This is a genomic window from Pseudomonas sp. P7759 (assembly GCF_013386445.1).
In the GTDB taxonomy this organism is placed as follows: Bacteria; Pseudomonadota; Gammaproteobacteria; order Pseudomonadales; family Pseudomonadaceae; genus Aquipseudomonas; species Aquipseudomonas azotoformans_A.
In genome coordinates this window covers 37,616-54,827 of the sequence record NZ_JACART010000021.1, presented here as the reverse complement: position 1 = coordinate 54,827, position 17,212 = coordinate 37,616, and the positions used below count along the sequence as shown (strand labels likewise).

The following is a 17,212-nucleotide window of genomic DNA, read 5'->3' as shown; positions in this document are numbered from 1 at the left end:
GGCGGGCAATGAAAACAAGTATAGCCAGCGCCATAAAATGCTTTCGGCCGGGAATCGCACCGACATTGGTGGTGTTGGTGCTGCTGCCGTTGATGGTCGGCCTGGGGTTCTGGCAGTTGTCTCGCGGCCATGAAAAACAGCTGCTGGTGGACAGCTACGCCGAGCGGCGCGCGGCAGATCCGATCAGCAGCGCGCAACTTAGCGACATGGCTGACCCGGCCTTCCGCCGCGTTCGTCTGCGCGGCCAATTTGACGCCGAACACAGCGTATTCCTCGATAACCGCATGCGCGACGGCAAGGCCGGCGTAGAGCTGCTGCAACCTTTCCACGACCAGGCCAGTGGCCTGTGGCTGTTGCTCAATCGCGGTTGGCTGCCCTGGCCGGATCGGCGCACGCCACCCGCCTTCACCACGCCGGATCAGCCGGTGAATCTCGATGCCTGGGTGTACGTCGCCCCTGGCGAAACCTTCCAGCTGCACCCGGATCCGGCGACCGCGCAATGGCCGCGCCTGCTGACAGCCTTGCACCCCGCCGCGCTCTGGGCCGAGTTGGGTCGCAACGGTTTCGCCTATGAGTTGCGGGCCGAAGCCGGCCCCGGCACCTACGAAACCACCTGGCCGATCGTCGCGATGGGCCCGGAAAAACACCTGGCGTATGCCGTGCAATGGTTCGCCATGTCGCTGGCGTTGCTGGCGCTTTATCTCTACCTCGGATGGCATAACAAAAAGGAGAAGCCCCATGGGAGCGGCCACGAATCCACTCAACATGTCTGAAGCCCCGAATCGGCGTAAAGGCCGTTGGCAGTTGATCCTGATCCTGATGATGGTGATCGGCCCGATGGCGCTGGCCACCTTTATGTACAAGCTGCAGTTCTGGGTGCCGGACAGCCGCAGCTACCACGGCGAGATGATCGGCAACGGCCAGACCCGCGGTGATATTGGCGTACAGGCCGATGAGCAGCGCTGGCAACTGCTGGTGACCGCGCCCACTGCCTGTGCAGCGGATTGCCAGCAATTGGTGTACCTCGCACGCCAACTGCAAATCGGCCTGGGTCGTGATGCCTCTCGTGCCAGCCATGCCTTGGCCAGCGCGCAGCCGGTGAGCGCGGAGTACGAGGCCAAGCTGAAAATTGAATACCCGCAGCTGCAACGCTACCCGCTGGACTTGTCGACCTTCAGCAAAGACGCTGCCGCGCCGGGTGATGCGCAACTGTGGATCGTCGATCCCCACGGCAACCTGGTGCTGCGCTACGACGCGAAGGTCAAGGGCAAGGATTTGCTCAACGACCTGCGCCACCTGCTGAAACTGTCGAACATCGGATAAGGGCACCGTCATGGCCAAACCTGGATTTCGCCTCGCGTTGTTTGCCACCTTGCTGGCGCTGATTGTCGTGCTGCTTGGCTCCTATACGCGCCTGACCCACGCCGGCCTGGGTTGCCCGGATTGGCCGGGCTGCTACGGCTTCATCAGCGTGCCCAAGACCGAAGCCCAGTTGGCTCATGCCGAGCTGCACTTTCCCGATACGCCGGTGGAGGCCGACAAGGGCTGGGCCGAGATGACCCATCGTTATTTCGCTGGCACCCTGGGCTTGCTGATCGTGTTGCTGGCCGCGCGTTCGTGGAGCCATCGGCGCGATCCGGGCCAGCCGGTGAAGCTGCCGCTGTTCCTGTTGGCGGTGGTGTTTGCCCAGGCGGCGTTTGGCATGTGGACGGTGACACTGAAGTTATGGCCGCAAGTGGTGACGGGGCATTTATTGGGCGGCTTTGCGACCTTGAGCCTGCTGTTTCTGCTGACCCTGCGCTTGTCCGGTGTATTGCCCGCGTTGATCGTGCCCAAGCGCCTGCAATATTGGGCGACGGCGGGCCTGGTGCTGGTGATCGGCCAGATCGCGCTGGGGGGCTGGGTCAGTTCCAACTACGCGGCGGTGGCTTGTGTTGATTTGCCGACGTGCCATGGTGAATGGTGGCCGGCGGCGGATTTCGCCAATGGCTTTCATCTGACCCAGCACATCGGGCCCAATTATTTGGGCGGGCAACTGGACAGCGAGGCGCGCACGGCCATCCACCTGACCCACCGCATTGGCGCCGTCATCGTTAGCCTGGTGCTGCTGGGCCTGGCCTGGCAACTGCGTGCAGTGGGCATGACACGCCTGGCCGGCTTGCTGCTGATCGCCCTGGCGGCGCAAATCTGCCTGGGCCTGAGCAATGTGTATTTCCACTTGCCGCTGCCGGTGGCGGTCGGGCACAACGCTGGCGGTGCGGCCTTGTTGCTGACGCTGGTACTGGTCAACTACCACGCCCGCACCAGCCTGGTCCGGGTGCGCAACCAACTGCCGTTCGGCTGGCGTTTTATCCCACGCAAACACGTATCGGGCCTCATCACCCTTAAAGGAGAGATGCCATGGCGACCTTGATCGGCGCGCGTCACGGCCAGGCGATCTGGCGTGACTACCTGGAGCTGACCAAGCCGAAAGTGGTGGTGTTGATGCTCATCACCTCCTTGGTAGGGATGTTCCTGGCAACCCGTGCGGGCGTGCCATGGACGGTGCTGGTGTTCGGCAACCTGGGGATAGCCCTGTGTGCGGGCGGCGCGGCGGCGGTGAATCACGTGGTGGACCGGCGGATCGATGCCGTAATGGCGCGTACCCATAAGCGGCCGCTGGCGGAGGGGCGTGTATCGCCGCTGGCGGCGCTGGCTTTTGCATTGTTTCTGGCTGTTGCGGGATTGGCGCTGCTGTTGGCGTTCACCAACCCGCTGGCGGCCTGGCTGACCTTGGCTTCGCTGCTCGGCTACGCCGTGATCTACACCGGCTTTCTCAAGCGGGCGACGCCGCAGAATATCGTCATCGGCGGCCTGGCTGGCGCGGCGCCGCCGCTGTTGGGATGGGTGGCTATCACCGGGCACGTCAGCGCAGAGCCCCTGTTGCTGGTGCTGATCATCTTCGCCTGGACCCCGCCGCACTTCTGGGCCCTGGCCATTCACCGCAAGGAGGAATACGCCAAGGCTGATATCCCGATGTTGCCGGTCACCCACGGCGAGCATTACACCAAGGTGCATATCCTGCTCTACACCTTCGCCCTGCTGGCAGTGAGCCTGATGCCCTATGTGATCCACATGAGCGGCCTGCTCTACCTTGCGTGCGCGCTGGTATTGGGCGGGCGCTTTCTGCAATGGGCCTGGGTGTTGTACCGTGGCGGTCGGCCGCACGCGGCGATCAACACCTTCAAGTACTCTATCTGGTACTTGCTGCTGCTGTTTATCGCGCTGCTCCTCGACCACTACCTACTGTTGAACCTATGACTCGAACTCAAAAAACTGTCTTCATCCTGGTGGCCCTGGTGGCATTGATCATGGGCCTGACCGTCAACAAAGTGCTTTCGGGCAAAGGCCAGGGCGATCCCACCGCCTTGATCGACGCCGGCATCATCCTGTTGCCGCAAAGCCGTCAGTTGCCGCCGGTGACCATGACCAATCAGGAAGGCCAGCCGGTGGTGGTCAACGAATTGAAAGGCAAGTGGAGCCTGTTGTTCTTCGGCTACACCTTCTGCCCGGACATCTGCCCGACCACCCTCGCCCAGCTGCGCCAGATCAAGAGCGAGTTGCCCAAGGAGGTTGTGGATAAGTTGCAGGTGATTTTGGTCAGCGTCGATCCGCATCGCGACACGCCGACTCAGCTCAAGCAGTACCTGGGTTACTTCGATCCGCAGTTTGTCGGGTTGACCGGTGCGAATGTCGAGGAGGTGCAGAAGGTGTCGAATGCGGTGAGCATTCCGTTCATTCCGGCCGATACCAGCAAACCCAACTACACCGTTGACCACAGCGGCAACCTGGCGCTGATCGGGCCGGATGGGACCCAGCGCGGGTTCATCCGTGCGCCGTTGAACAACCAGAAGCTGGTGGCGCAGTTGCCCGGTTTGCTCCAGCGTAAATAAGTCGGACGCCGACCCAGCTAGCACCACAAAACAAATGTGGGAGCTGGCTTGCCTGCGATAGCGGTGTGCCAGTCAACATCTTCATCGACTGATACACCGCATTCGCGAGCAAGCCCGCTCCCACATTTTTTGATCTTCGGTGTTACAAAGATTGGTCGAGATCAGAACGCTGGCTTGATCGCGCCTTTGTACTTCTCTTCGATGAATTTCTTCACTTCAGGCGTGTGCAGGGCTGCAACCAGCTTCTTCACCGCGTCCGAGTCTTTGTTGTCTTCGCGGGTCACCAGGATGTTCACGTAAGGCGAGTCGCTGCCTTCGATGACCAGCGCATCCTTGGATGGGTCCAGCTTGGCTTCCAGCGCGTAGTTGGTGTTGATCAGCGCCAGGTCGACCTGGGTCAGCACGCGCGGCAGGGTGGCGGCTTCCAGTTCGCGGAACTTCAGGTTTTTGCTGTTACCGGTGATGTCCTTGATGGTCGACAGGATGTTGGTCGGGTCCTTCAGGGTGATCAGGCCATTCTTGGCCAGCAGCAACAGGGCGCGGCCGCCGTTGGTGGCGTCGTTCGGGATGACCACGTTGGCGCCGCTTGGCAGCTCGTCCAGCTTCTTGTACTTGCTGGAGTAGGCGCCCAGAGGTTCCAGGTGCACAGCGCCAACGCTCACCAGGTGAGTGCCCTTGGCTTTGTTGAACTCATCCAGGTACGGCTGGTGCTGGAAGAAGTTGGCGTCCAGGCGCTTTTCAGCGACTTGTACGTTCGGCTGCACGTAGTCGGTGAAGACTTTGACCTGCAGGTCTACGCCTTCTTTGGCGAGGGCAGGTTTCACGAATTCGAGGATTTGCGCATGCGGCACTGGCGAAGCAGCGACCTTGAGGGTCTCGGCGTGGGCGGAAAACGCGGCAACGGCGGCGAAAGCAACCAGTAGTTTTTTCATCCAACAAGCTCCTTGTTCGGGCATGTACCGGCGTGCGGCCGGCAATGGCCGTTATTTTCGAGAAAAGTGCACCACCAGCTTGTCGCCGACGGTTTGCAGAATTTGCACCAGGATCACCAGCATCACCACGGTGACCACCATTACATTGTCTTGGAAGCGCTGGTAACCGAAACGGATCGCCAGGTCGCCCAGGCCACCGGCACCTACCACGCCCGCCATCGCCGTGTAGGAAACCAGTGTAATCGCCGTTACGGTAATTGCCGCAAAAATGCCGGGGCGTGCTTCGGGCAGCAAGGCGTTGGTGATGATCTGGCGCGTGCTGGCACCCATCGACTGCGTGGCCTCGATGATGCCGCGGTCCACTTCACGCAGGGCAGTTTCCACCAGGCGTGCAAAGAACGGTGTTGCGCCGATAACCAGCGGCGGAATCGCGCCCGCAACGCCCAGCGAGGTGGGCTCGTCCATGTATATGCCAGTGATCAGTTTGGTTAATGGAATCATCACGATCAGCAGGATGATGAACGGCAGAGAACGCAGGATGTTTACGATCAGCGACAGAAAGGCGTACAAGCCTTTCTGCTCGAACAGCTGACGTGGGCTGGTCAAGAACAGCAGCACACCTATGGGCAGGCCCAGCACGACCGTGAAGAACAGCGAACCGAACAGCATGGTCATGGTATCGCCGGTGGCGAGCCAGATTTCGGACCAGTCGATGTCGGCGAAGAAATTCAGGAACAGGTCCATTAGCGCAGCACCTCCATATGAACGTCAGCGGCGGTGAAGCGCGCAAAGGCAGCTTCCATGTCGCCACCGGTGACGGCGAGGGTCAATTGCCCATAAGGGATGTCTTTAATGCGGTCGATACGACCGGCGAGGATGCTGTAGTCCACACCCGTTTCGCGGGCGACGGTGCCCAGCAATGGCGCGTAGGTCGCGTCCCCTTGGAACGTCAGGCGCACGATGCGGCCTGGGACGTGGGCGAAGTCGTCGCGTTGCTCGTTTTCGTCGACCTGCTCGGACTCTTGCACGAAGCGCTTGGTGGTCGGGTGCTTGGGGTGCAGGAACACATCGGCCACCGAGCCTTGCTCGACGATCACGCCCGCGTCCATTACGGCCACCTGGTCGCAGACGCGGCGGATCACGTCCATTTCATGGGTGATCAACACGATGGTCAGCTTCAACTCGCGGTTGATTTCGGCCAGCAGTTGCAGCACCGAGGCGGTGGTCTGCGGGTCGAGGGCGCTGGTGGCTTCGTCGCACAGCAGGATCTTCGGCTTGGTCGCCAGGGCGCGGGCAATGCCGACGCGTTGTTTCTGGCCGCCGGACAACTGCGCCGGGTATTTCTTGGCGTGGTCCGACAGGCCCACGCGCGCCAGCAACTCCGCGACGCGCAAGTCGATGTCCTTGCGCGACAATTCGCCGGCCAGGGTCAGGGGCAGTGCCACGTTATCGGCGACGGTCTTGGACGCCAGCAGGTTGAAGTGCTGGAAAATCATCCCGACCTGCTGGCGGAAACGGCGCAGGCCGTTGGCGTCCAGGGCAGTGACTTCTTCGCCGTCCACCGTGATCTGGCCGCCGCTCGGTTCTTCAAGGCGGTTGATCAGGCGCAGCAGTGTACTTTTGCCCGCGCCGGAATGACCGATCAGACCAAACACCTGGCCGTTCTCGACGGTCAGGCTGGTGGGGTGCAGCGCGGGAATATCCCTACCGGCGACGCGGTAGGTTTTATGGACGTTTTGAAACTCGATCACGTAGCGAACCTTGTGGGGCGCATGGAAAAGGGATCAGCGGTTAGCCGGGCGCGCATTTTAGCCTGTCCGTATAGCGTTTCTTAGCATTTATTTCGCATTCATCCAGCGATTTGGCAATAACGCGATCAAAGGTCATAAAAAAGGAACGGCCCAAAACCCCATCAGTCACTACTTAAGCAATGCGATTCCCGGGTGCCGTGCCTGGGTCTGAATAAGGAGTTTTGACTGATGAGTACGAAAAAGCCAAAGAGCGAACTCGCCGGAACCGACACCCTGGACCGTAGCAACACCAATGCCAAGCTGGATGCCTTGGAAGAATTCCGCTCCGACGCTACCGGCCAGGCCCTACGTACCAACCAAGGCGTGAAGATCGCCGACAACCAGAACAGCTTGAAGGTCGGCGCGCGCGGGCCTTCGCTGCTCGAAGATTTCATCATGCGTGAAAAGATCACGCATTTTGACCATGAACGCATCCCGGAGCGCATCGTGCATGCGCGCGGCACCGGTGCCCATGGTTACTTCCAGACCTATGAGAACCATTCGGCGCTGACCAAGGCCGGTTTCTTGCGTGATCCTGGGCACAAAACCCCGGTTTTCCTGCGCTTTTCCACTGTGCAAGGCCCGCGTGGCTCGGGTGATACGGTGCGCGACGTGCGTGGTTTTGCCGTGAAGTTCTTCACCGACGAGGGCAACTTCGACCTGGTCGGCAACAACATGCCGGTGTTTTTCATTCAGGATGCGATCAAGTTTCCCGACTTTGTCCACGCGGTGAAACCCGAGCCCCACAACGAGATTCCTACCGGCGGTTCGGCTCACGATACTTTCTGGGACTTTGTGTCGCTGCAGCCGGAATCGGCGCATATGGTGATTTGGGCAATGTCCGACCGGGCGATTCCTAAAAGCCTACGGGCCATGCAGGGCTTTGGCGTACATACCTTTCGCTTCATCAACGCCGAAGGGACGTCCAACTTCGTTAAATTCCACTGGCGCCCTACTGCCGGCACCTGCTCGCTGGTGTGGGACGAAGCGCAAAAGCTCGCCGGTAAAGATACCGACTACCACCGTCGTGATCTGTGGGAAGCGATTGAGATGGGCGATTACCCCGAGTGGGAATTGGGCGTGCAGGTGATTCCTGAGGATAAGGAGCATGCGTTCGACTTCGACATCCTCGACCCGACCAAGCTCATCCCGGAAGAACTGGTGCCTATCACCCCGCTGGGCAAGGTGGTGCTGAACCGCAACCCGGATAACTTCTTTGCTGAAGTCGAGCAAGTCGCCTTCTGCCCAGGCCACATCGTGCCGGGGATCGACTTCTCCAATGACCCTTTGCTTCAAGGCCGTCTGTTTTCCTACACCGATACGCAGATCAGCCGACTCGGTGGCCCGAACTTTCATGAGCTGCCGATCAATCGCCCGGTGGCGCCTTTCCACAATGGCCAGCGCGATGCCATGCACCGCACCACTATCGACAAAGGGCGTGCGGCCTACGAGCCCAACTCCATCGATGGCGGCTGGCCCAAGGAAACCCCGCCTGCGGCGCAGGACGGCGGCTTCGAGTCGTACCATGAGCGCATCGATGCCCATAAGGTGCGTGAGCGTAGCGAGTCGTTCGGCGATCACTTCTCCCAGGCGCGGCTGTTTTTCCACAGCATGAGCAAGCATGAACAGGAACACATTATTGCGGCCTACAGCTTTGAGCTGGGCAAGGTGGAGCGTGAGTTCATTCGCGCGCGCCAGGTGAATGAGATCCTCGCCAACATCGACCTTGAACTGGCCAAGCGTGTGGCGCAGAACCTGGGCTTGCCGGTGCCGAAGAAAGGCACGGTGCCGGAGCGCAAGACGTCGCTGTCGCGTTCACCGGCCTTGAGCCAGGCGAACTTGTTGTCGGGCGATATCAAGACGCGCAAGGTGGCGATACTCGCGGCTAACGGTGTGGATGGCGCGGCGATCGAGGCCTTGAAGAAAGTGCTGAAGGCCGAAGGCGCCCACGCCAAATTGCTCGGGCCGACCTCGGCACCGGTCACCACGGCGGACGGCAAGAGTTTGCCGGTGGATGCGTCCATGGAGGGCTTGCCGTCCGTGGCGTTCGACGCGGTATTTGTGCCCGGTGGCGCCAAGTCGGTGCAGGCGTTGAGCGAGGACGGCGTGGCGTTGCACTACCTGCTGGAGGCTTACAAGCATCTGAAGGCGATTGCGGTGGTGGGCGAGGCCAAGCAGTTGCTCGAGCTGTTGAAGCTTGAGGCTGATGCGGGATTGATCGTCGGCGGGGATGCCAAGGCATTGAAGGCGTTTGTGGCGGCGATTGCCCAGCATCGGGTCTGGGATCGGGAGCCGAAGGCCAAGGCGATTCCGGCTTAAGTCGTAGGTTGTTTTTTTCAAATCGCCTTCGCGAGCAAGTCGAATCGTCGCACCGCAGCTCCCACATTTGGAATGCGTTCCAAATGTGGGAGCGGGCTTGCTCGCGAATGGCTTTATTCCGCCTTGCGCGGAATCAGCACCACCTGCGCCGGAATGTGTTTCAAGATCTGCCGGTGAATCTTCAGGTCATACCCCGAATCAATTCGCTTCACCCGTTTGGTCAGCAACGTGGCCAACCACGGGTAATCCTGGGTGCGCGGCGCCTGGATGGTCACATCGCACTGGTAATTCACCACGTCGGTGGCGATAGCATCCAGTTGATGGCGCAGTGCTTCAATATCAGTGAGGTTCAGCGCCACGGTAGTGCTTGGCGCTGCCGGGTCGATGACCTTGGCAGCAGGCTTGGCTTCGGCGGCCTTCAGGTCGGCTTCGGCTTTATCCAGCTCGGCCTTGCGCGCATGGCTGATTGCACTGTTCACGCCGCCGGTCAGTGCGGGCGCCTTGGGCATCAGCGCGCGGGCGCGGCTCAGGGCGGTGGCAGCGGCGTTGACGTCACCCTTTTGCAGCACGATCTGGCTGCGCTGCAGGTAGGCTTCCGCCAATTGACGCTGATAGTTTTCCAGCGCCGGGTCGTTGGGCGACTGGGCTTGCAGTGCCGCCAGTTGGTCTTCGGCGGTGGCCAGCTCGCTGCTGGCCAGGTTTTGTTCCAGCTGCGCGATGGCCGCAGCGCGTGCGTCCGGGGCCTCAGGGGCGGCGGGCGGTGTGCTTTGACAGGCGCCCAGCAGCAAGGAAAATGCGGCAAGGAGCAGATAACGGGAGGTGAACGGCTTCATTCCTGCGACTCTCTATTTGCGCAAAAAGCGAGCAAGTCTACACCCCTCGACGGGGCAGGACAAAACTCAGCAGAAACAGGGCGGCGGCCGTGACCACAATCGATGGCCCGGCCGGCGTGTCCTTGAACCAGGACAACGCCAGGCCCCCGCACACCGCAAGCATCCCCAGCAAACTTGCGCCGATGGCCATCTGCTCCGGCGAACGGGCATGGCGCTGGGCGGCGGCTGCGGGAATGATCAGCAGCGACGTGATCAACAATACGCCGACAATCTTCATCGCGACAGCAATCACCACGGCGATCAACAACATCAGGGCCATGCGCAGGCTCGGCACGGGCAAACCTTCCACCGTGGCGAGTTCTTCATGCACGGTGATTGCCAGCAATGGGCGCCATAGAGCCACCAGCAAGACCAGCACGGCTGAGCTGCCGCCGAGAATCCACGCAAGGTCGGTGGTGCTGATTGCCAGCAGGTCGCCGAACAAGTAGGCCATCAGGTCGATGCGCACTTCATGCATGAAGCTCAGCACCACCAGGCCCAGGGACAGCGTGCTGGGCGCCAGGATGCCCAGCAAGGTGTCGGAGGCCAGTGGCTGGCGCTGTTGCAGGGTCACCAGCAGCACCGCCAGTAACAGGCAGCCGACGGTCACGGCGATGGTCGGGCTGACATCCAGCAGGAAGCCCATCGCAACGCCCAACAACGCAGCATGCGACAACGTGTCGCCAAAATAGGCCATGCGCCGCCAGACCACGAACGAACCCAGTGGGCCCGCCACCAACGCCAAAGCCAAGCCTGCCAGCAGGGCGTAGAGCAGAAAATCAGCCATGCTTGCAGCTATCTCCATGAACGTGGGTATGAGGTGTGGTGGGATCGTCGACTACGGCGCCATGCAGGTCATGGGCGTGGTCGTGATGGTGGTGGTAGATCGCCAGGCTCTGGGCGTTCTTGCCGAACAGCTCGACGAAGGCCGGGTCGCCGCTGACTTGTTCCGGGTGGCCGGAGCAGCACACGTGACGGTTGAGGCACACCACCTGGTCGGTGGTGCTCATCACCAGGTGTAAATCGTGGGACACCATCAACACGCCGCAGCCATGGCGATCGCGCAGTCGGGTGATCAGGCTGTACAACTCGGCCTGGCCGGCGACGTCGACGCCTTGCACGGGCTCATCCAGCACCAGCAGTTCTGGCTCGCGCAACAGGGCGCGGGCCAGCAGTACGCGCTGCATCTCGCCGCCGGAGATGCTTTGCACCGGGCTGTCGATCACCTGTTCGGCGCCGACTTCCTTGAGCGCCGCTTGCGCACGGGCACGGTCCACGCCCGGCACCAGGCGCAGGAAGCGCAACACGGACAATGGCAGGGTTGGATCCACGTGCAGCTTCTGCGGCATGTAGCCGACGCGCAGCTTGGGCTTGCGCCACACACTGCCGGTGTCGGGCTTGAGCAGGCCGAGTACGGCGCGCACCAGGGTGGTCTTGCCGGCGCCGTTGGGCCCGATCAAGGTGACAATCTGCCCAGGCTCCACGCTTAGCGCGATGTTATCCAGCACGGCTTGCCCGGCGAACGTGACCCCGACCTGTTCCAGGCGGATTAACGCGTTGCTCATCAAGCCCCCTGGCAGCCCGCGCACAGGCCGACCACTTCGACCGTTTGCCCTTCGACCCGGAAACCGACGTCGGCAGAGCTCTTGATGATGGCGTCGCTGATGCTTTTTTGTTCAAGCTCGATCGCGGCGTGGCACTCGCGGCAGATCAGGAACTGGCCCTGGTGTGCATGTTCCGGGTGGCTGCAGCCGACGAAGGCGTTCAGCGAGGCGATGCGATGCACCAGGCCGTTTTCCAGCAGGAAATCCAGCGCGCGGTACACGGTCGGCGGCGCGGCGCGGCGGCCATCCTGCTCGCTGAGCACGCCCAGGATGTCGTAGGCGCCCAGCGGCTTATGGCTCTGCCACACCAACTCCAGCACGCGACGACGCAGGGCGGTCAGGCGTAGACCCTTCTGTGTGCACAGGGTATCGGCCTCCGACAGCGCGGTATGCACGCAGTGAGAGTGGTCGTGGGGACGGCTGGCAAGCGGTGTTTTAGGCATGAGCGGCGACAGACATTTGATAGAGACGTTATTATGTTACCCGTTCCTACGCCATTGAGTGGTCATCGTGTCCCGACTTTTTCCCGTTTTTGTCGTATTTGTCACCAGTTTGTTCGTCGCGAACGCCGCTCAGGCCGAGGTCAAGGTGCTGACCAGCATCAAGCCGTTGCAGTTGATCGCCGCGGCCGTGCAGGACGGTGTGGCAGTTCCCGAGGTGTTATTGCCGCCGGGTGCGTCGCCGCATAACTATGCGTTGCGTCCATCCGACGTACGGCGCGTGCAGTCGGTGGACCTGCTGTACTGGATCGGCGCGGATATGGAGAGTTTCCTGCCGCGCGTGCTGAAAGGTCGTACGGCCGCGACAGTGGCAGTGCAGGATCTGCCAGGCATGAAGTTGCGTCGTTTTGCCGAAGATAGCCACTCACACGCCGATGAAGCCGACGAACACGACCACGATCACCGCCCAGGCAGCCTGGATGCGCATCTGTGGCTGTCGACGGTGAACGCTCGGGTGATTGCGGCGCGCATGGCAGCTGACCTGGCTGCCGCCGACCCGGCCAATGCTGCGCGTTACCAGACCAACGTGAAGGCCTTCAATGAGCGCCTGGATGCCCTGGATGCTCGCCTGAAAGCCCGCCTGGCGCCGATTGATGGCAAGCCTTACTTCGTCTTCCACGAAGCCTTCGATTATTTCGAAGACGCCTACGGCCTCAAGCACACCGGCGTGTTCAGCGTGGCTGCTGAGGTACAACCCGGCGCCCAGCATGTGGCGGCGATGCGTACGCGTTTGCAGGAAGTGGGCAAGACTTGCGTGTTCAGCGAGCCGCCGTTGCGTCCGCGCCTGGCTGAAACGCTGGTCTCCGGTTTGCCGGTGAAGCTGGCGGAGTTGGATGCGCTGGGTGGTTACACCCCGGCTACCGCTCAGGGCTATGAGCAGGTGTTAGAGAAGTTGGGCAATGATTTGGCGGGTTGCCTGGAGTCCTTGTAGAAGCCGGCAAGCCGGCTCCTGCAAAGGTTAGAGTGCGAAGGGCAGGTGCACGGTAACCTGCTGACGCTGCACCAACCGATGCTCGAACTCCGCCGGGTCATGGATCAACACGTCCTGCCCGGCGAACGATTCAGCCGCGATCAGGCGTGACAACCAGAACCGCACACAGGCCACGCGCAGCATCGTCGGCCACAACTCGGCTTCCTTGGCGGAAAACGGTCGCAGGCTCGCATAAGCCCCCAGCAATGCCCGTGCGCGTTGCCCATCGATCACGCCATCCGCGTCCGAACACCAGTCATTCAGGGCGATTGCCACGTCGTACAGCATCGGACCGGAGCAGGCGTTGTAGAAGTCGATCAGCCCTGTAAGGTGCGTCCCTTCGAACATCGCGTTGTCGCGGAACAGGTCGGCGTGCACGTTGGCGCGTGGCAGCGCGAGGATCTCAGCCTTGTGGGCTGCGATCTCGGTCAGTGCATCCTGCAGCAGGCGTTGTTGTGCGTCGTTCAAGTGCGAAATCAACTGCCCGCCTTCGCTGAGCATCCAGTCCAGGCCGCGATCGGTCTTGCGCTCCAACACCTTTTCACCTTGGGTTGCCAGGTGCAGATGGCCCAGCAGGTCACCGACCTGGGCGCAGTGCTGCGCGTTGGCATCCTTGATGTGCTTGCCGGCCAGGCGCGGTTGCAGCAGTGCGGGTTTGCCTTTCAGCTCGCGCAGGGCCACGCCGTCGGTGGTGCGCAGGGCGTAGGGCACGGGCAGGTCGGCGTCGTGGAGCACGTCGAGCAGTTCGATGAAGAACGGCATTTCCGCGACCGGGCCACGTTCGACCAGGGTCAGGACGAACTCGCCCTGCTCCAGGCTGATAAAGAAATTGGTGTTTTCACTACCGGCGGCAATCCCCTGGAAGTCGATCAGGCGGCCGAGGCCGTAAGGGGCGAGAAAGGTTTCCAGCTCGGGCCGAGCCAGGGGGGTGAACACAGACATGGTTAAAACTGCCAGTACGGGCGCCGCAGTGCGCGGCGCCGATTTAAGTTAAGAAATCATTTCCATTCGAAAATCTTCCATGACGGGATCAGCATATCCGGCTGGTCAGAGCGGATGAAGTTCGCATCGGTTCCGTCTGCGCGCACCAGGAAGTACGGAGGCGCGCCCTTCGGCGTTACCTTGATCGCATACAGGAAGCCGTTTTGGCGGTACTCCTGGATGGTCTTGTCGCCTTCCGTGCGAATGGTCACTTCCGGATCGCCCCCAGGGGCGCTGTCTGCCGCCATGGCAGCCATCGGAGCGAGTGCAATCAAGCCGGTCAACAGCAGGCGATTGAATGTACGCATGATAACCTTGTCCCTTTGTCGTCATTGGTCCGGCTATTCTAGCGCCTGACCCGCCGAAAAGGTTGATTCTGCTCATGAGCCAAGCACCCCTCGTCCTGGTGGACGGTTCTTCTTATCTGTACCGCGCCTTCCACGCGTTGCCACCGCTGACCACCTCCAAAGGCCTGCCCACCGGTGCGGTCAAGGGCGTGTTGAACATGCTCAAAAGCCTGCGCAAGCAGTATCCGGGCAGCCCGTTCGCGGTGGTGTTCGACGCCAAGGGTGGGACCTTTCGCGATGACATGTACGCCGAATACAAGGCCAACCGCCCGAGCATGCCCGATGACATGCGCCTGCAGATCGAGCCCCTGCACCAGAGCGTGATCGCCCTGGGTTTCCCATTGCTCTGCGTCGAAGGCGTCGAGGCCGATGACGTCATCGGCACCCTGGCCCGTAGCAGCGCGGCTGCCAACCGCCCGGTGGTGATCTCGACCGGTGACAAGGACATGGCGCAGCTGGTCGACGGGCACATTACCTTGGTCAACACCATGACCGGTAGCGCGATGGACATTGAGGGCGTAAAGGAGAAATTCGGCGTCGCACCGGAGCAGATCATCGACTACCTGGCGTTGATGGGCGATTCGTCCGACAACATTCCAGGCGTTCCGGGCATTGGTCCCAAGACGGCATCCGGCCTGCTCGTCGGCGTGAACGGCGGCATCAAAGAGCTCTATGAACAGTTGGATATCGTGCCGACCCTGCCTATCCGTGGCGCCAAAACCCTGCCGGCCAAGCTGGAAGAGCATCGCGAGAGTGCGTTTCTTTCCTACCAGTTGGCGACGATCAAGTGCGACGTACCGCTGGATGTCGGCCTGGATGACCTGCACCTGATCGAGCCGGATCGCGAGAAGCTGCTGGAGCTGTACTCGCTGTTGGAATTCAAGAGCTGGATTGACGAGATCCAGCGTGACGCCAAGCGTGTGGAGCTCAAGGCGGCGCCTGCTGTTGAGGAAGTGGTCGAGGCAGTGGCGCCAGCAGAGGCGAGCTACACCACGATTCTCGACCAGGCGACCTTCGACATCTGGTTGAAGAAGCTCAATGATGCGAAGTTGATCGCCTTCGACACCGAAACCACCGGTATCGACGCCCAACAGGCGCAATTGGTCGGTGTTTCCTTCGCCGTCCAGCCCCATGAAGCGGCCTACATCCCGCTGACCCACTCCTACATCGGCGCGCCGGAGCAGTTGGATCGCGACACCGTGCTGCTGGCCCTCAAGCCGCTGCTGGAAGACCCGAGCAAGCTCAAAGTCGGCCAGCATGCCAAGTTCGACATGAACATCCTCGCTAACTGTGCCATTGGTGGCGATCCGGCGAATGGCATTACCGTGCGCGGCATCGCCTTCGACACCATGCTTGAATCCTATGTGCTCAATTCCACGGCCACCCGCCACGACATGGACAGCCTGGCCAAGAAGTACCTGGACTACGACACCGTCGCCTTCCAGGACATCGCCGGCAAAGGCGCCAAGCAGCTGACATTCGACCAGATCGCGCTGGAGCAGGCTGGCCCGTATGCGGCGGAAGACGCCGATATCACCTTGCGCCTGCACCAGGCGCTGTTTGCGCAACTGGCGGCCATCCCGAGCCTGGCGAGTGTGCTCACGGAGATCGAAATCCCGTTGGTGCCGGTCTTGGCGCGTATCGAACGCCAGGGCGCGCTGGTCGACAAGGATCTGCTGGGCATCCAGAGCATCGAGCTGGGTAACAAGATGGTCGAGCTGGAGCGCCAGGCGTTCGAGATCGCCGGTGAGGAGTTCAACCTGGGCTCGCCCAAGCAGCTCGGCGCGATCCTTTACGAGAAACTCGGCCTGCCGGTACTGAAGAAAACCGGCAAGGGCCAGGCCTCCACAGCCGAAGAAGTGCTGGCCAAGCTGGCTGAAGATGACTACCCACTGCCCAAGGTGCTGATGCAGTACCGCAGCATGAGCAAGCTGAAAAGCACCTACACCGACCGCCTGCCGGAGCAGATCAACCCGCGCACCGGGCGCATCCACACGTCCTATCACCAGGCGGTGGCGGCCACCGGGCGCTTGTCGTCCAGTGATCCGAACCTGCAGAACATCCCGGTGCGTACCGCCGAAGGGCGGCGCATTCGCCAGGCGTTCGTCGCGCCCAAGGGCTACAAAATGTTGGCGGCGGACTACTCGCAGATCGAACTGCGGATCATGGCGCACCTGTCCAAGGACGAAGGCCTGATGAACGCCTTCCGCGACAACCTGGACGTGCATACCGCCACGGCGGCAGAAGTGTTCAAGGTTGAACTGGGCGAGGTCACTTCGGATCAGCGTCGCAGCGCCAAGGCAATCAACTTCGGCCTGATCTACGGCATGGGCGCACAGAAGCTGGGCAAGGACATTGGCGTCGATACCAAGACGGCCAAGGCGTATATCGATGTGTATTTCGCCCGTTATCCCGGCGTGCGCGAATACATGGAGCGCACCCGTGCCCAGGCGGCTGATCAAGGTTATGTCGAGACCTTCTTCGGCCGTCGCCTGTACTTGCCGGACATCAACTCCAACAAGCCCCAGGAGCGCGCAGCGGCAGAACGTACCGCGATCAACGCGCCGATGCAGGGCACGGCGGCGGATATCATCAAGAAGGCCATGGTGCGAGTGGATAACTGGCTGACTGAGTCAGGCCTGGATGCCAAGGTGATCCTGCAGGTGCACGATGAACTGGTGCTGGAGGTGCGTGAGGACCTGGTGGCGCAAGTCAGCGAGAAGATTCGCGAGCACATGAGCGCTGCCGCACAGCTGGATGTACCGCTGCTGGTGGAAGTGGGCGTGGGCAACAACTGGGACGAAGCGCACTGAGTCCGGGACTCTGCCATCACCTTGCGTGGTGGCAGAGTGCTTTAGTGCGGAAATCGCCGTCGGTTATTTCAAATAGTTTTTCGAACCTGCCGGAACTTAACCCGTGAACTGCTACTCAGAGTTACTGAATGGGTGGTGAAGCCCTTCAATGC

The 17,212-nt window shown here is 61.3% G+C and carries 17 protein-coding genes; 8 read left to right on the top strand and 9 right to left on the bottom strand.

The genetic code is table 11. From position 1 onward, the window contains the following. Nucleotides 1-8: 8 nt before the first annotated feature. Genes HX823_RS17770 through HX823_RS17750 form a run of 5 tightly spaced genes read left to right on the top strand, consistent with a single transcriptional unit; the run spans nt 9 to nt 3,932 of the window. A complete protein-coding gene (locus tag HX823_RS17770; protein WP_177075777.1) occupies nt 9-773 on the top strand; it encodes an SURF1 family protein in 765 nt (254 codons plus the stop codon). Then, nucleotides 739-1,323 (top strand): hypothetical protein, encoded by a 585-nt coding sequence (locus tag HX823_RS17765; protein WP_177075775.1) that lies wholly within the window; start codon nt 739-741, stop codon nt 1,321-1,323. The genes HX823_RS17770 and HX823_RS17765 overlap by 35 nt, the downstream gene beginning before the upstream one ends. Nucleotides 1,324-1,333: 10 nt before the next feature. After that, nucleotides 1,334-2,413 (top strand): heme A synthase, encoded by a 1,080-nt coding sequence (locus HX823_RS17760; RefSeq protein ID WP_177075773.1) that lies wholly within the window; start codon nt 1,334-1,336, stop codon nt 2,411-2,413. Beyond that, complete coding sequence (cyoE, locus tag HX823_RS17755) at nt 2,401-3,300, top strand: heme o synthase (RefSeq protein ID WP_177075771.1); 900 nt, start codon at nt 2,401-2,403, stop codon at nt 3,298-3,300. The genes HX823_RS17760 and cyoE overlap by 13 nt, the downstream gene beginning before the upstream one ends. Beyond that, the gene (locus HX823_RS17750; RefSeq protein ID WP_038851114.1) at nt 3,297-3,932 is read left to right on the top strand and encodes an SCO family protein; all 636 of its coding nucleotides are present in this window, start codon (nt 3,297-3,299) and stop codon (nt 3,930-3,932) included. The genes cyoE and HX823_RS17750 overlap by 4 nt, the downstream gene beginning before the upstream one ends. 161 nt (nt 3,933-4,093) lie before the next feature. Here the strand turns inward: HX823_RS17750 and HX823_RS17745 are convergent, their stop codons facing one another. Genes HX823_RS17745 through HX823_RS17735 form a run of 3 tightly spaced genes read right to left on the bottom strand, consistent with a single transcriptional unit; the run spans nt 4,094 to nt 6,615 of the window. Further along, nucleotides 4,094-4,864, bottom strand: a complete 771-nt coding sequence (locus HX823_RS17745; protein ID WP_038851115.1) for a MetQ/NlpA family ABC transporter substrate-binding protein — start codon at nt 4,862-4,864, stop codon at nt 4,094-4,096. 51 nt (nt 4,865-4,915) lie between these two features. Beyond that, nucleotides 4,916-5,608, bottom strand: a complete 693-nt coding sequence (locus tag HX823_RS17740; RefSeq protein ID WP_038851116.1) for a methionine ABC transporter permease — start codon at nt 5,606-5,608, stop codon at nt 4,916-4,918. Then, entirely contained in the window at nt 5,608-6,615 is a 1,008-nt protein-coding gene (locus HX823_RS17735) for a methionine ABC transporter ATP-binding protein (protein WP_038851118.1), read from the bottom strand. The genes HX823_RS17740 and HX823_RS17735 overlap by 1 nt, the downstream gene beginning before the upstream one ends. Nucleotides 6,616-6,843: 228 nt before the next feature. Between HX823_RS17735 and katE the strand changes: the two genes are divergently transcribed. Then, a complete protein-coding gene (katE, locus tag HX823_RS17730) occupies nt 6,844-8,973 on the top strand; it encodes a catalase HPII (protein ID WP_177075769.1) in 2,130 nt (709 codons plus the stop codon). Nucleotides 8,974-9,086: 113 nt separating this feature from the next. Here the strand turns inward: katE and HX823_RS17725 are convergent, their stop codons facing one another. Genes HX823_RS17725 through HX823_RS17710 form a run of 4 tightly spaced genes read right to left on the bottom strand, consistent with a single transcriptional unit; the run spans nt 9,087 to nt 11,892 of the window. Then, on the bottom strand, nt 9,087-9,806 hold the full coding sequence (locus HX823_RS17725; RefSeq protein WP_177075767.1) for a PA5502 family lipoprotein: 720 nt from the start codon (nt 9,804-9,806) through the stop codon (nt 9,087-9,089). Between the two features lie 37 nt (nt 9,807-9,843). After that, entirely contained in the window at nt 9,844-10,632 is a 789-nt protein-coding gene (gene znuB, locus HX823_RS17720; RefSeq protein ID WP_177075765.1) for a zinc ABC transporter permease subunit ZnuB, read from the bottom strand. Continuing rightward, a complete protein-coding gene (gene znuC / locus HX823_RS17715) occupies nt 10,625-11,410 on the bottom strand; it encodes a zinc ABC transporter ATP-binding protein ZnuC (RefSeq protein WP_038851122.1) in 786 nt (261 codons plus the stop codon). Before znuC ends, znuB begins: the two co-directional genes overlap by 8 nt. Further along, complete coding sequence (locus HX823_RS17710; RefSeq protein WP_028618648.1) at nt 11,410-11,892, bottom strand: Fur family transcriptional regulator; 483 nt, start codon at nt 11,890-11,892, stop codon at nt 11,410-11,412. The genes znuC and HX823_RS17710 overlap by 1 nt, the downstream gene beginning before the upstream one ends. Before the next feature lie 58 nt (nt 11,893-11,950). Here HX823_RS17710 and znuA point away from each other — a divergent pair, with 58 nt between their 5' ends. After that, the gene (gene znuA / locus HX823_RS17705) at nt 11,951-12,880 is read left to right on the top strand and encodes a zinc ABC transporter substrate-binding protein ZnuA (RefSeq protein ID WP_177075763.1); all 930 of its coding nucleotides are present in this window, start codon (nt 11,951-11,953) and stop codon (nt 12,878-12,880) included. A gap of 27 nt (nt 12,881-12,907) precedes the next feature. Here znuA and HX823_RS17700 read toward each other — a convergent pair whose 3' ends face one another. Next, on the bottom strand, nt 12,908-13,861 hold the full coding sequence (locus HX823_RS17700) for a homoserine kinase (RefSeq protein WP_177075761.1): 954 nt from the start codon (nt 13,859-13,861) through the stop codon (nt 12,908-12,910). 56 nt (nt 13,862-13,917) lie between these two features. Further along, nucleotides 13,918-14,208: a DUF2782 domain-containing protein gene (locus HX823_RS17695; RefSeq protein WP_016978788.1), complete on the bottom strand. Its 291-nt coding sequence runs from the start codon at nt 14,206-14,208 to the stop codon at nt 13,918-13,920. Nucleotides 14,209-14,282: 74 nt separating this feature from the next. Between HX823_RS17695 and polA the strand changes: the two genes are divergently transcribed. Beyond that, on the top strand, nt 14,283-17,060 hold the full coding sequence (polA, locus tag HX823_RS17690) for a DNA polymerase I (protein WP_177075759.1): 2,778 nt from the start codon (nt 14,283-14,285) through the stop codon (nt 17,058-17,060). The last annotated feature ends 152 nt before the right edge of the window (nt 17,061-17,212 follow it).

Bases quoted from the DNA above. Each gene is read 5' to 3' on its own strand.
- HX823_RS17760 (WP_177075773.1), top strand. From the start codon at position 1,334: ATGGCCAAACCTGGATTTCGCCTCGCGTTGTTTGCCACCTTGCTGGCG.
- HX823_RS17745 (WP_038851115.1), bottom strand. From the start codon at position 4,864: ATGAAAAAACTACTGGTTGCTTTCGCCGCCGTTGCCGCGTTTTCCGCC.
- znuC (WP_038851122.1), bottom strand. From the start codon at position 11,410: ATGAGCAACGCGTTAATCCGCCTGGAACAGGTCGGGGTCACGTTCGCC.
- HX823_RS17740 (WP_038851116.1), bottom strand. From the start codon at position 5,608: ATGGACCTGTTCCTGAATTTCTTCGCCGACATCGACTGGTCCGAAATC.
- polA (WP_177075759.1), top strand. From the start codon at position 14,283: ATGAGCCAAGCACCCCTCGTCCTGGTGGACGGTTCTTCTTATCTGTAC.
- HX823_RS17725 (WP_177075767.1), bottom strand. From the start codon at position 9,806: ATGAAGCCGTTCACCTCCCGTTATCTGCTCCTTGCCGCATTTTCCTTG.
- katE (WP_177075769.1), top strand. From the start codon at position 6,844: ATGAGTACGAAAAAGCCAAAGAGCGAACTCGCCGGAACCGACACCCTG.
- HX823_RS17695 (WP_016978788.1), bottom strand. From the start codon at position 14,208: ATGCGTACATTCAATCGCCTGCTGTTGACCGGCTTGATTGCACTCGCT.
- HX823_RS17750 (WP_038851114.1), top strand. From the start codon at position 3,297: ATGACTCGAACTCAAAAAACTGTCTTCATCCTGGTGGCCCTGGTGGCA.
- HX823_RS17710 (WP_028618648.1), bottom strand. From the start codon at position 11,892: ATGCCTAAAACACCGCTTGCCAGCCGTCCCCACGACCACTCTCACTGC.
- znuB (WP_177075765.1), bottom strand. From the start codon at position 10,632: ATGGCTGATTTTCTGCTCTACGCCCTGCTGGCAGGCTTGGCTTTGGCG.
- HX823_RS17765 (WP_177075775.1), top strand. From the start codon at position 739: ATGGGAGCGGCCACGAATCCACTCAACATGTCTGAAGCCCCGAATCGG.
- HX823_RS17700 (WP_177075761.1), bottom strand. From the start codon at position 13,861: ATGTCTGTGTTCACCCCCCTGGCTCGGCCCGAGCTGGAAACCTTTCTC.
- HX823_RS17770 (WP_177075777.1), top strand. From the start codon at position 9: ATGAAAACAAGTATAGCCAGCGCCATAAAATGCTTTCGGCCGGGAATC.
- cyoE (WP_177075771.1), top strand. From the start codon at position 2,401: ATGGCGACCTTGATCGGCGCGCGTCACGGCCAGGCGATCTGGCGTGAC.